Raw genomic sequence first — 13311 nt, 5'->3', positions numbered from 1 at the left:
ACCGCCATGTCCCAGCACACCACACTGACGTTCATGCTGGCCTGCGCCAGCCTGCTGCCCGCCTGCGGCAGCCTGTCCGGCCCCGCCAGCCAGGGCAGCCACGTTGCGCCGGCGCAGGCGCGCGCCGACGACAGCCCTGCCACGCGTGCCGCCGCGTACTGCAAGCTGGGCAAGCGCATGCAGGAACTGGGCGACCTGCGCGCGGCGCTGGCTGCCTATGGAGTTGCCCTGCAGCTGTTGCCCGACTTGCCCGACGCGCGCAATGGCGCCGCCGTGCTGCACGCACAACTGGGCCAGCTGGAAACGGCGCGCGGCATGCTGCAGGCGCTGAGCAGCGAAGCGCCAAGCGCCCGCTCCTACAACAACCTGGGCTATGTGCTGTACCTGCAGGGCGAGTATGCGCAGGCGGCGGCCGCGCTGCGCCAGTCGCTGCAACTCGACAACGGCCAGCAGCCGGCGCGCGTCAACCTGGACCTGGCCATCGCGGCGCTGGCACGCAGCGTGGCCACCGTCGATACGGCCACGGACGCCGCCGTGGCCGACCTGGCGCCCACGCCGGCGGCGCCGACGCGCCTGCAGCTGACGCAGTTGCAGCCGAATGTCTTTGCGCTGAACTGGCGCGATGCGTCCGCAGCGGCGGCGGTGGCAGTGGCCGCGGCAACGGCGGCCAGGCCGGCGCCGGCCAGGCAGGCGGCAGCGCTGCCACGCCTGGAAGTGATCAATGCCCATGGCGAGACGGGCATGGCGGCGCGCATGCGCGGCATGCTGGGCGGCATGGGCATCAGCGTTCTGCGGCTGGGCAACCAGCGGCCGTACGGCCTGCAGGCCAGCAGCATCGTCTACCGCCCCGGGCATGCCGAGGCGGCGGCCACCCTGGCCCTGGCGCTGGGCGGCATGCCGCAGCTGCAGGCGTCCGGCGACAGCGGCATCGGCGCCGGTGCCGACCTGCGTTTATTGCTGGGCAAGGATGCGTCAGCCAGCCTGCGCGCACCCGACGCACGGCTGGCGGCGAACATGGCGCCGTAGCGGCGCACGCTACGGCATGGTCAGCGGGGCAGCAGCTTGCGGTCGGACGGGTCGATCAGGAAGCCCTGCAGGATATCCTGCAACTGCGGCAGCTTGGCCACGTAGGCGGGAATGCCCAGCTGGCGCGCGCCAAAGTAATGGGCGATGATGTCGCCCTGCTGTTCCATGTTGAAGTCGGACAATACTCCGCCCGCCTGCGCATCGTAGCGGTAGGCGCGCTGGGCGATATAGCCGCCGCGCAGGGCCAGCAGGGCGCCATGCAGCAGCACGCCATAACCGAGCTGGTATTGCCACACGTGTACCATCTCGTGGATGAAGAAAAGCTTGCCGCTGTTGCCCTCGCGCGAGAAATCCTCGCGGTACTGGGCCGGCATGAAATGCAAATTGCCGCGCGGCGTCATCGCCGTGTTCTGGTCCTGCAAGCCGAACGGCAAAAAGGAGCCGCGCACGACGCGCACGCGCGCATAGTCGATGGCGTCGCGAAAGACGCTGCGGGCCATGGCGGTTTCGCCGATGGTCAGGGGACGGCGCAAGACACGCATGACACTCCGTCAGAAGAAAGAAGCGGCAAGCATGCGAGCTTGCCGAATACTAAACTGCAAGTGCCTGACAGAAGCGTCGCGAGCGGCAGTGATTTTTGGCCAAGAAGCGCAACCGTACTCTGGTACGGTGAGCATCGCAGGCCGCAAAGCGCGGCGCGCAGTCGCGTATGTCAGGTATGACTAGGCCGACCGCAAGCCGCTGGCAGCTTTGGCGATTTCCGTGATGCGGTCCCAGTTGCCGGCCGCGATCGCGTCTTTCGGCGTCAGCCACGAACCGCCCACGCAGGCGACGTTCTTGCAGGCCAGGAACTGCGACGCCGTCTCTTGCGAGATGCCGCCCGTCGGGCAGAAGGTCACGTCCGGCAGCGGGCCGTAGATGGCGTTGAGCATGCCGATGCCGCCCGCCGGCACGGCCGGGAACAGTTTCAGCTGCTGGAAGCCGTTCTCGCGCGCCGCCATCACTTCGCCTGGCGTCATCACGCCTGGCAGCAGCGGCAGGCCGCTGCTTTTCGCCGCCGCCACCAGGGCCGACGTCAGGCCTGGCGAGACGCCGAAGACGGCGCCCGCATCGCGCGCCTGGACGAATTCCTCGGGACGCGTCAGGGTGCCCACGCCAACGATGGCGCCCGGCACGGCCGACATGGCGCGGATCGCTTCCAGGCCGTGCTTGGTGCGCAAGGTTACTTCCAGCACGCGGATGCCGCCCGCCACCAGCGCGCGCGCCAGCGGTACGGCGTGGTCAGGGTCGTCGATCGCGATCACGGGGATCACGCTCGAGGTGCGCATAATTTCCAGTAGTGTCATGGTCATCTCTTATTTCCTAGCCAAAAAGTCTTCGTCGGAACCGGGCACAGTATCGCCGACATTATCGGCGTCGTGCAAGGCAACGGTGGTGGGAATCGGCGACGGCAGGCCGAAGGTGGTGGCACCCTCTTCCGCCGCGCTGACGGTGGAACGGAACATGGAAAACAGCTCGCGGCCCATGCCGACATGGTTCGGCGACAGGTCGGCAGTGACCAGCGAACGGGCGTGCCAGACGTCGGCCGGCACCAGCGCTTCGAGCACGCCGGTAAACGCGTCGAGGCGGATGATATCGCCGTCGCGCACCAGGCCCAGCGGGCCGCCGGCGAGAATTTCAGGCGACACGTGGATGGCGGCCGGCACCTTGCCCGACGCGCCCGACATGCGGCCGTCCGTGACCAGCGCCACGTGGCGGCCAGCGTCCTGCAGGTTGGCCAGTGCCGGCGTCAGCGCATGCAGTTCCGGCATGCCGTTGGCGCGCGGGCCCTGGAAGCGCAGCACGGCGACAAAGTCGCGGTCCAGCGACCCGGCCTTGTAGGCGGCCATGAAATCTTCCTGCGAATTGAACACGAGGGCCGGTGCTTCCACCGTGCGGTGCTGCGGCTTGACGGCCGAGACCTTCATCACGGCGCGGCCCAGGTTGCCGGCCACCAGGACCATGCCGCCGTCCGGCGCGAACGGGTTCGCGGCCGGGCGCAGCACGTTCTCGTCGGCGCTGGCGGCCGGTGCATCTTTCCAGAAAACCTTGCCGTCTTCGCCCAGGAACGGCTCCTGGCAGTGCGCGCGCAAGCCATGGCCGAGGATGGTGTTGACATCGTCGTGCAGCAGGCCCGCATCCAGCAGTTCGCGGATCAGATAGCCCGTGCCGCCGGCCGCGTGGAAGTGGTTCACGTCGGCGTCGCCGTTCGGGTAGATGCGCGTGAGCATCGGCACGATGGCCGACAGTTCATTGAAATCGTTCCAGTCGATGACGATGCCGGCCGCCTTGGCGATGGCCACCAGGTGCAGCGTGTGGTTGGTCGAACCGCCCGTGGCCAGCAAGCCGACGACGGCGTTGACGATACATTTCTCGTCGACGATGTGGCCAACCGGCAGGTAGCTGGCGCTTTGCGCCGTGATGGCGGCGGCGCGCTGGGAGGCGGCCACCGTCAGCGCGTCGCGCAGCGGCGTGTTCGGCGTGATGAAGGCGGCGCCCGGCATGTGCAGGCCCATCACTTCCATCAGCATCTGGTTGCTGTTGGCGGTGCCATAGAAAGTACAGGTGCCGGCGCCGTGGTAGGCTTTCGACTCGCCTTCGAGCAAGTCTTCACGCGTCGCCTTGCCTTGCGCATACAGCTGGCGCACCTGGGCTTTTTCCTTGTTCGACAGGCCCGACGTCATCGGACCGGCCGGCACGAAGACGGCCGGCAGGTGGCCGAAGTGCAGCGCGCCGATCAGCAGGCCCGGCACGATCTTGTCGCACACGCCCAGGTACAGGGCGGCGTCGAACATATTGTGCGACAGCGCCACGGCCGTCGACATGGCGATGGTGTCGCGCGAGAACAGCGACAGTTCCATGCCCGGCTGGCCTTGCGTCACGCCATCACACATGGCCGGCACGCCGCCGGCGAACTGGGCCACGGCGCCCACTTCGCGCACGGCCTGCTTGATGATCTGCGGAAAGCCTTCGAATGGCTGGTGCGCCGACAGCATGTCGTTGTACGACGAGACGATGGCGACGGAGGGTTTTTTATATTCTTTCAGCGACAATTTGTCGTTGGCGGGGAAAGCGGCAAAGCCGTGCGCCAAATTGGTACACGACAGGGCGCCGCGCTGCACGCCCTGGATGCGGGCCGCATCCAGATGCGCCAGGTAGGCGCCGCGCGATGGCCGGCTGCGCGCGATGATGCGCGCTGTTACGGATTCGACTACTGGATGCAGCGCCATAATGAATTTCCTTAAAAATGAGTATTTCGTGAAATTTTACTACAAAATGGTGAGAAAGAAGCACTCTTGCTTGGGCCGGCAACACAAATAAGCGACGGATTGCGGCATATCAAGGCAAATCCGGGTTATATCGCGTATCGGAACCTGCCGACACCTCTCTTATATGTCACTGCGACAAACGCTAAAAAAAGCACAACAAAATCGGCTTCGCGTCACAAACTGTAGTGAAATTACGTTTTTCTGATGTATTATTCCCATATCAACGCCGGATCCCTTGTTCGCCACAGCGAACGCGCCGCGCTCCTTTCAACCGAGACAAGCACCCAAGCCGACCGCCATGCGCCAGCCAGTATCTACTCCCGCCATCACCGCCACCGCCAGTTTCCAGTCCCTGCAAGCGCACAGCGCCAGCCTGCGCGACGTCCACCTGCGCCAGCTGTTCGCGACCGATCCAGCACGCTTTGCCAGCATGACGGTAGATGCGGCCGGCCTGCTGCTCGATTACTCGAAGAACCGGGTCGACGCCACCGCCATGGCCTTGCTGATGGACCTGGCCCGCGAACGCGGCGTGGAAGCCCAGCGCGAAGCCATGTTCACTGGCGAGAAAATCAATCTTACCGAACATCGGGCCGTTCTGCATACGGCCTTGCGCGCACCGCGCGGCACCAGGCTGGTGGTCGATGGCCAGGATATCGATGCTGATGTGCAAGATGTGCTGCAGCGGGTGAAAGCGTTTACGGACAAGGTGCGCAATGGCAGCTGGCTCGGCTACACGGGCAAACCGATCTGCGACATCGTCAACATCGGCATCGGCGGCTCGGACCTGGGGCCGAAAATGGCCTGCCTGGCGCTGCGCTCGTATGCCAACCCGGGCCTGGAAATGCACTTTGTTTCCAACGTCGACGGTCACGACATGGAAGCGACCCTGTCGAAAGTCGATCCGGAAACAACGCTCTTCATCGTCGCATCGAAAACTTTTGTTACGGCTGAAACCATGCTCAACGCCAACACGGCGCGCGCCTGGTTCCTGCTCGAAGGCGAAGAAAAGGATCTGGCGCAACATTTTGTGGCCGTCTCGACCAACACGCAAGCGATCGTCGACTTCGGCATTTCGCCGGACAATATGTTCCCGTTCTGGGACTGGGTCGGCGGCCGCTATTCCGTCTGGTCGTCGATCGGCCTGGCCGTGGCCCTGTCCGTCGGTTTTGAATACTTCAGCGATTTCCTCGCCGGCGCGCATGCGATGGACCAGCATTTCCGCCAGGCCCCGCTGGAACAGAACATGCCCGTGGTGCTGGCCATGGTGGGTTTCTGGAACCGCCAGTTCCTCGACTGCGGCTCCGTTTCCATCGCACCGTATCACCAGGACTTGAGCCGCTTTGCCGCCTATCTGCAACAGCTGGACATGGAAAGCAACGGCAAGCGCGTCACCAAGGATGGCGTGCCCGTCGACGTGCCGACAGGCCCCGTCATCTGGGGCGACTGCGGCACGAACGCGCAGCACGCGTATTTCCAGCTGATGCACCAGGGCACCGACATCACGCCGATCGACTTCATCGCCGCCCTGCGCGCCACGCACGATTTACCGGGCCACCACGACGCCCTGCTGGCCAACTGCTTTGCCCAGTCGGAAGCCTTCATGACGGGCAAGACGGGCGAAGAAGTGCGTCTTGATTTGCAGGCGCAAGGCTTGCCGGACAACGAGATCGAAGCGCTGGTGCCGCACAAGACGTTCCCCGGCAACCGCCCCAGCAACACCATACTGATGGACCAGCTGACCCCGACCACCCTGGGCGCCCTGATCGCCCTGTACGAGCACAAGACCTTCGTGCAAGGCGTCTTGTGGAACGTCAACAGTTTCGACCAGTGGGGCGTGGAGCTGGGCAAGGTGCTGGCCAAGAAAATCCAGGCCGAACTGACGGGCGAAGCCCGTCCCGACCACCACGACAGCTCGACCAATGGCTTGATTGCCTTGGCTAAAGCAGCAAAAGCCGCATATTAATAACGCATAACCAAACCTGCCGCGCGTCGGTATAGGCAGCCTGCGATGCTCACTGTGCTCAAGCACAGTTCCGCTTCTCGGCAGCCTCTCCCTCCCGCTCGCTACGGTTTTGTTAGGCGTTCTCCACATTAAGAATAGATGAATATTTACGAAATCAAGGTAGTCAGCGACAAGCCCATGCAAGTGGGCGAATGCCCGCTGTGGCACGGCAAGGAAGCGGCCCTGTACTGGGTCGACATCGACGGGTGCGCCGTGCACCGGCTGCACCCGGCCAGCGGCAAGCATGAGCAATGGAGCATGCCGACGGAGCCGTCGGCGCTGGCCATCAACGCGGGCGGCGGCCTGATCGTGGCCTTGCGCAGCGGCTTTGCCCACCTCGACACGAAAACCGGCAGCCTGGCGGAAGTCGCCGCGGCGCCGTTCGACATGGCCACCACGCGCTTCAACGACGGCAAGGTCGACCCGGCAGGCCGTTTCTGGGTCGGCACGATTTTCGAGCCGCGCAACGCCGACGCTGCAGAGATGTTCGTGCTGGAAAAGGGACAAGTACGCAAAGTCTGGTCGGGCGGCATGACGGTGTCGAACGGCCTGGGCTTTTCCCCGGACAAGCGCACCATGTACCACTCGGATACCACCACGCACCGCATCGACCGCTTCGATTTCGACGCCGCCACGGGTGCCATTTCCGAACCACAACCGTTCCAGCGCTTTTCCACGGACAAGAAAGCGGCGGACTACGGCGGGCGCCCCGATGGCGCGGCCGTCGACAGCGAAGGCAATTACTGGTCAGCCATGTTTGAAGGTGGCAAGATCCTGCGCTTCGCGCCGGACGGCCATTTGCTGGGTGAAATCGCCGTGCCCGTGCGCTGCCCCACCATGGTGACATTCGGCGGCCCCGACCTGCGCACCCTGTACATCACCAGCGCCAGCCACAACCGATCAGACGCCGAGATCGCCACCTACCCGTTGACGGGCCACGTGTTGTCCGTGCGCGTGGACGTGGCAGGCCAGCCGGAAACAGCTTACCAGGCGTAATCCCTTGCCACTCACGTAATCCGACACCAGTGCTGGCCCTGGCTGCGTCGGATTACGCGCAGCTGCGCTGCGCCTAGCCGACCTACCGAACTGCCGCTTGCCCATGGAAGTGGCAGGCCAATCGCAATCGTTTCCAGCAAGAAAAAACGCCGCCCCCCGCAAGGCTCCGGCGCTTTTTCTTGCGCATGGGCGTAGGTCGGATGAGCGGGGCAAAGCCCCGCGTAATCCGACACCATTGTTGGCCCTGGCTGCGTCGGATTACGCGCAGCTGCGCTGCGCCAAGCCGACCTACCGAACTGCCGCTTGCCCATGGAAGTGGCAGGCCAATCGCAATCGTTTCCAGCAAGAAAAAGCGCCGGCACCCGCGAGGGTCCGGCGTTTTTTCTTGCGCATGGGCGTAGGTCGGATTAGCGGGGCAAGGCCCCGCGTAATCCGACACCATTGTTGGCCGTGCCAGCGTCGGATTAGCGCGCCAGCACCTTGCGGATGGTTTCTGCCAATTCCGCCGCGACGAATTTGGCCACGTAGCCATCTGCACCGACACCCTTGACGTGGTCTTCGTTGGTCGAGCCTGTCAGGGACGAGTGGATCACCACGGGAATGGTGGCGAAGCGGCCATCGTTCTTGATGTTGCGCGTCAAGGTAAAGCCATCCATTTCCGGCATTTCCAGGTCGGTCAGCACGAGCGCGACCTTGTCTTTCGCCGTCTTGCCTTCGGTCGCCGCCTGGGCCGAGATGGCTTGCAGGCGCTCCCATGCTTCCTTGCCCGTCTTGGTCATGATGAAGGGCACGCCCATCGCTTCCAGGCCCTTCTCGATCAGCGAACGGGCCAGCGAGGAATCGTCGGCCGCCAGGATCACGGCGCCCGCCGGCAAGCGCACTTGCGGGCCGATGCTGTTTTCGTCTACATCCGGGTCGCCCGACGGCAGCACGTTGCGCAGGATCTGCTCGACGTCCAGCACTTGCGCCAGGCGTGTCTTGTCCGTGTCGCCATCGAGGCGCGCGATACTGGTAACCAGGCCGCCGCCCACGCTCGATTCGGCCGACAGCACCTGGTTCCATTCCAGGCGCACGATTTCATCGACTTCTTCCACGGCAAACGCCTGCGTCGAGCGGGCGAATTCCGTCACCATCAGGATCTTCAAACCATTGCTCTTGCAGCCGACCGCCATCGGCAAGTCGATCACGGGCACGATCTGCCCGCGAATATTAACCACGCCCAGCATGTGCGGATGCGAACCGGCCACTGCGGTAATGGCCGGCATTTCCATGATTTCACGTACTTTGAACACGTTGATGCCGAATAGTTCGCGGCTGGTCGAGTGATCGCTGGTGCCCAGCTTGAACAGGAACAGTTCGAATTTGTTATTGCCTGTCAGGCTGGTGCGTTCATCGACATCTTGCTGCATTGAATTCATTGTGTCCCCTTGAGCCGTCTTGTAAAGTTAAGCTGTCTGCCCGCGATACGGACAGAGCTGACTGCAGGCCGCATGGACGTCGGGAGGCGGGTTCGGGGCATGGCCGGCGCTAACGGTGCAGTGGTGAATCGGGCAACGTCGTACTACCAATAGTTGCTATCGATTCCAGTCTGAATTATACGGTTTTTTACTTTCCTCAAAGCTACTTTTAGCCGCCAAGCGCCATCCTGGCAGCATTTCTTGACGTGCCTGTTGCTACAGCGCAAATCGTAATGGCATGGCTGGAAAATTTCCCCGGTAACCATGGTTGCTTTGCAAAGCATGCGCCGCGCGCCCGCGCGGGCGAAAGGCATATAATGAGCACGCAGGCGCGCCAGGCCACGGCACATGGCAAAAGCCCCACGCAAGCGGCACGAATGTAGTAAAATTTCTTGCAATTGCCACTTCTACGTAGTAAATTTACACCACGATACAGTAGCGACAGACTGGCACTTCCGGTCGGCCCCTCCCCGCTCCGGCTCTTTTACTTTTGCGACGACACTCACTTATGGCTCTTACCGATTTTGACCTGGTCCTGTTTGGCGGCAGCGGCGATTTAGCAATGCGCAAATTGTTGCCTGCCATGTATGCGCGCGACGTCGCGAACGACTTGCCGCCGACGGCGCGCATCATCTGCGTGGGCCGCCAGGACAGCGGCCAGGATGCCTTCCTGAAAATGGTAGAAAGCAACGCGCGCCCGCACATCAAGGCCAGCACCCTGAACGCGGCCACCTGGACCCGCTTCTGCGCGCGCATCGTGTACGTGTCGCTCAACGCCAGCGACGCCAAGACCTATGCCCCGCTGGTCGAAGCGCTGCGCGACGGCGCCGACCTGACGCGCGTCTACTACCTGGCGACGCCGCCGCACCTGTTCGCCCTGATCTGCGACAACCTGGAAGAAAATGGCCTGGTCACGCCGAACTCGCGCGTGGTACTGGAAAAACCGCTGGGCCGCGACCTGGCCAGCGCCAAGCAGATCAACGCCGAAGTGGGCAAAGTGTTCCAGGAATCGCAGATCTACCGTATCGACCATTACCTGGGCAAGGAAACCGTGCAGAACTTGCTGGCACTGCGCTTCGGCAACGTGCTGTTCGAGCCGCTGTGGCGCCGTGAATGGATTTCCGACGTGCAGATCACCATCGCCGAAAAGCTGGGCGTGGGCAACCGCATGGGTTACTACGACACCTCGGGCGCGCTGCGCGACATGCTGCAAAACCATCTGCTGCAACTGCTGTGCATTGTCGCCATGGAACCACCGACCTCGATCGCGCCCGATGCCGTGCGCGATGAGAAGCTGCAAGTGCTGCGCTCGCTGAAAAAATTCACGCCCACCACCCTGGCGCAAAACATCGTGCGCGGCCAGTACCGTGCCGGCCATGTGGACGGCGCCACCGTGCCAAGCTACCGCGACGAGCCGGACGCGCCCGAACATTCGCGCACCGAAACCTTTGTCGCACTGAAGGCGGAAATCGACACCTGGCGCTGGGCCGGCGTGCCGTTCTACCTGCGCACCGGTAAACGCATGGCCGACAGCCTGGCCGAGATCGTCGTGCGCTTCAAGCAGATCCCGCACTCGATCTTCAACCAGCCGACGTCCAGCTTCCAGCCGAACTGCCTGGTGATCCGCCTGCAGCCCGACGAAGGCTTGCGCATGAATTTGATGGCGAAAACCCCGGGCGACGGCATGCGCCTGAAACCGGCGGAACTGGAACTCGATTTCCGCGAATCGTTCAAGACCCCGCGCATGGACGCCTACGAGCGATTGCTGCTGGACGTCTTGCGCGGCCAGCTGACCCTGTTCATGCGCGGCGACGAACTGGAAGCGGCATGGGAATGGGTCGAGCCGATTCTCGACAACTGGGAACAGAACGACAGCGCGCCGATTCCGTACACGGCAGGCACCTGGGGCCCGGCCGCGGCCAGCGCCCTGATCGGCCGCGACGGATTGCAGTGGCGTGAAGAAGCGCTCCCTGAAGACTAAGAATGGAGCGCAAGGAGCCTGGCCTTGCAAGGCCAGGCCGTGACGCAGGCGCGGAGCGGTGCTCCGCGAAATACCTGCTTCACCGCTGCCAGAAGACTAGTTTGAGAACGCAAGGAGACTGGCCTTGCAAGCCCAGGCCGTGACGCAGGCGCGGAGCGGTGCTCCGCGAATTGCCTGCTTCACCGCTGCCAGAAGACTAGTTTGAGAACGCAAGGAGCCTGGCCTTGCAAGCCCAGGCCGTGACGCAGGCGCGGAGCGGTGCTCTGCGAAATACCTGCTTCACCGTTGCCGAAAGACTGAAGCCGTTCAGATTCGACTGAAGCCCAAACGGCGAGAATACCGGGGTCGGACCCTGAGGGTCAGACCCCGGTATTTGCTGTTGGGGTGAAAAGGACGCGCACTTAAACAGAAGACTAATCAATGCTACTTGACTCCATCCGCACCCAGCTCGATTCGCTCTCCAAGTCGGAGAAAAAGGTCGCGCTGGCCGTGCTTGACCAGCCTAACCAGACGGTTAGCCAGAACATCACGGCGCTGGCGAAAAGCGCGCAGGTGTCGGAACCGACCGTGGTGCGCTTTTGCCGCACCCTCGGCTATGACGGCTGGCATGAATTCAAGCTGAAACTGGCGCAGGGCCTGGCCCTGGCCATGCCGGGCGCGAACGAGCAGCCGGCGCAGGACGACCTGGCGGCCGACCTGGTAAATAAAATCTGCAGCCGCTCGATCAATACCCTGCTCGACCTACGCAACAACCTGAACCCGGAAGCGATCCAGCGCGCGCTCGACATCCTGTCGCGCGCCAGCAAGATCGAATTCTATGGCCAGGGCACGTCCGGCATCGTGGCGGCCGACGCGCAGCACAAGTTCTTCCGCTCGGGCGTGCCGACGGTGGCCTACAGCGACCCGAACATCCACAGCATCGCCGCCGCCCTGCTGCGCGGTGGCGACTGCCTGGTGGCCATCTCGCAGCGCGGCAACAGCCCCGCCCTGGTCCGCTCCGTGAAACTGGCGCGCCGCGGTGGCGCCGACGTCGTCGTGCTGGCCCCATCGGGCACGCCGCTGGCCGACCTGGCCACTGTATTGATTCCCATCGACCTGGTCTTCAACACCGACCCCTACACACCGATTTCCGCGCGCCTGGCCTACCTGGTGGTGATCGACGTGCTGGCCGTCGGCCTGGCCCTGCAACGGGGACCTGAATTCCGCAAGAAAATGCAGAATGCGCAGAAAGCGCTGCAGGAATTCGACATGCAGTTTGATTCTTTTATTGGATAGGCAACAAAAATCCGTGGTCAGACCCGCCGGGTCTGACCCCAGCTCTCAATTTTGGGTTCCTGCCACTGTATTTCTTCCGCACCAAAAGGACTGAACCGCGCCCCGGATTATGTACAATAGCCCGGCAAGCCCATTCACTCTTTCCCGTGCAGCCATGAACCAACTCGAACAACTGAAGCAATTTACTACCGTGGTGGCCGACACCGGCGACTTCCAATCGATCCAGGCCTACACGCCGCGCGATGCGACGACGAATCCGTCGCTGATCCTGAAGGCTGTGCAGAAGGATGAATACAAGCCGCTGCTGGAAAAGGCCGTGCGCGACCATCCGAACGCCTCCACCGCCGAGATCATCGACCGCCTGCTGATCGCCTTTGGCGTGGAAATTCTGCAGACCATTCCAGGCCGCGTGTCCACCGAGGTTGATGCGCGCCTGTCGTTCGACACGCAAGCGACTGTCGCCAAGGGCCGCGACCTGATCGCCCTGTATTCGAATGCCGGCATCGCCCGCGAGCGCGTGCTGATCAAGATCGCCTCCACCTGGGAAGGCATCCGCGCCGCGCAGATCCTGGAAAAGGAAGGCATCCGCTGCAACATGACCCTGCTGTTCTCGCTGGCCCAGGCCATCGCCTGCGCCGAAGCGGGCGCGCAGCTGATCTCGCCATTCGTCGGCCGCATCTACGACTGGTACAAGAAATCGACGGGCATCGACTACGTCGGCGCGGAAGATCCGGGCGTGCAGTCCGTCAAGCGCATCTACAACTACTACCGCAAGTTCGGCTACAAGACTGAAGTGATGGGCGCGAGCTTCCGCAACACCTCGCAAATCCTCGAACTGGCCGGCTGCGACCTGCTGACCATCAGCCCCGACCTGCTGCAAAAGCTGGCCGACAGCGATGCGCCGGTGGAGCGCAAGCTGAGCGCCGAAGCGGCACCATCCGCCAACATCGTGCAAATGTCGCTGAATGAGGAAGCCTTCCGCTTCATGATGAACGAAGACGCGATGGCGACGGAAAAACTGGCCGAAGGCATCCGCGCCTTCTGCGTCGATTCCGGCAAGCTGAAACAGATGATCGCGGCGCTGCGTTAATTCCCGCCTGCGTCAGAAAAAAAGCGGCGTCCGTGCAGTGCACGGCGCCGCTTTTTTTTTAGCCGTCCTCGTTCGCCTCACGACGACTGGCGGCAGCATTGCCGGCTGCAGGACGTTGTGGCCGGAAGCGCCACCGTGCCGCGGCACAGTGAACCTTGCCGGCCGCACGTCACGAC

General features: G+C 63.2%; 10 protein-coding genes. 6 read left to right on the top strand and 4 right to left on the bottom strand.

Going from position 1 to position 13311, the window contains the following annotated elements; all coding sequences use genetic code 11:
- The first annotated feature begins 6 nt into the window (after positions 1-6).
- Positions 7-1026 (top strand): LytR C-terminal domain-containing protein, encoded by a 1020-nt coding sequence (locus ACQ4WR_RS16530; protein ID WP_436488513.1) that lies wholly within the window; start codon positions 7-9, stop codon positions 1024-1026.
- A 20-nt stretch (positions 1027-1046) separates the two neighbouring features.
- On the opposite strand, the gene ACQ4WR_RS16525 is transcribed toward ACQ4WR_RS16530, so the two are convergent.
- From ACQ4WR_RS16525 to edd, 3 genes are all read right to left on the bottom strand, one after another.
- Entirely contained in the window at positions 1047-1568 is a 522-nt protein-coding gene (locus ACQ4WR_RS16525) for a Rhs element Vgr protein (protein ID WP_436488511.1), read from the bottom strand.
- A 180-nt stretch (positions 1569-1748) separates the two neighbouring features.
- Complete coding sequence (gene eda / locus ACQ4WR_RS16520; RefSeq protein WP_071322430.1) at positions 1749-2378, bottom strand: bifunctional 4-hydroxy-2-oxoglutarate aldolase/2-dehydro-3-deoxy-phosphogluconate aldolase; 630 nt, start codon at positions 2376-2378, stop codon at positions 1749-1751.
- A 3-nt stretch (positions 2379-2381) separates the two neighbouring features.
- Positions 2382-4295: a phosphogluconate dehydratase gene (gene edd, locus ACQ4WR_RS16515; RefSeq protein WP_436488509.1), complete on the bottom strand. Its 1914-nt coding sequence runs from the start codon at positions 4293-4295 to the stop codon at positions 2382-2384.
- Positions 4296-4632: 337 nt separating this feature from the next.
- Between edd and pgi the strand changes: the two genes are divergently transcribed.
- Positions 4633-6297, top strand: coding sequence for a glucose-6-phosphate isomerase (pgi, locus tag ACQ4WR_RS16510; RefSeq protein WP_436488507.1), 1665 nt, complete (start codon positions 4633-4635; stop codon positions 6295-6297).
- A 138-nt stretch (positions 6298-6435) separates the two neighbouring features.
- Positions 6436-7332 carry an SMP-30/gluconolactonase/LRE family protein gene (locus ACQ4WR_RS16505; RefSeq protein WP_436488505.1) on the top strand — a complete coding sequence of 299 codons (897 nt, stop codon included), beginning with the start codon at positions 6436-6438 and terminating at the stop codon, positions 7330-7332.
- Positions 7333-7796: 464 nt separating this feature from the next.
- Here the strand turns inward: ACQ4WR_RS16505 and ACQ4WR_RS16500 are convergent, their stop codons facing one another.
- On the bottom strand, positions 7797-8750 hold the full coding sequence (locus tag ACQ4WR_RS16500) for a chemotaxis protein (protein ID WP_102298057.1): 954 nt from the start codon (positions 8748-8750) through the stop codon (positions 7797-7799).
- A gap of 547 nt (positions 8751-9297) precedes the next feature.
- Here ACQ4WR_RS16500 and zwf point away from each other — a divergent pair.
- From zwf to tal, 3 genes are all read left to right on the top strand, one after another.
- A complete protein-coding gene (zwf, locus tag ACQ4WR_RS16495) occupies positions 9298-10770 on the top strand; it encodes a glucose-6-phosphate dehydrogenase (RefSeq protein ID WP_102298054.1) in 1473 nt (490 codons plus the stop codon).
- Between the two features lie 420 nt (positions 10771-11190).
- On the top strand, positions 11191-12045 hold the full coding sequence (locus ACQ4WR_RS16490) for an SIS domain-containing protein (RefSeq protein ID WP_034750862.1): 855 nt from the start codon (positions 11191-11193) through the stop codon (positions 12043-12045).
- Between the two features lie 154 nt (positions 12046-12199).
- Positions 12200-13135, top strand: a complete 936-nt coding sequence (gene tal / locus ACQ4WR_RS16485) for a transaldolase (protein WP_102298052.1) — start codon at positions 12200-12202, stop codon at positions 13133-13135.
- The last annotated feature ends 176 nt before the right edge of the window (positions 13136-13311 follow it).

It is taken from the genome of Janthinobacterium amylolyticum, assembly GCF_051380655.1.
GTDB lineage: Bacteria > Pseudomonadota > Gammaproteobacteria > Burkholderiales > Burkholderiaceae_D > Janthinobacterium.
This window is presented reverse-complemented; position numbering and strand designations above follow the sequence as displayed.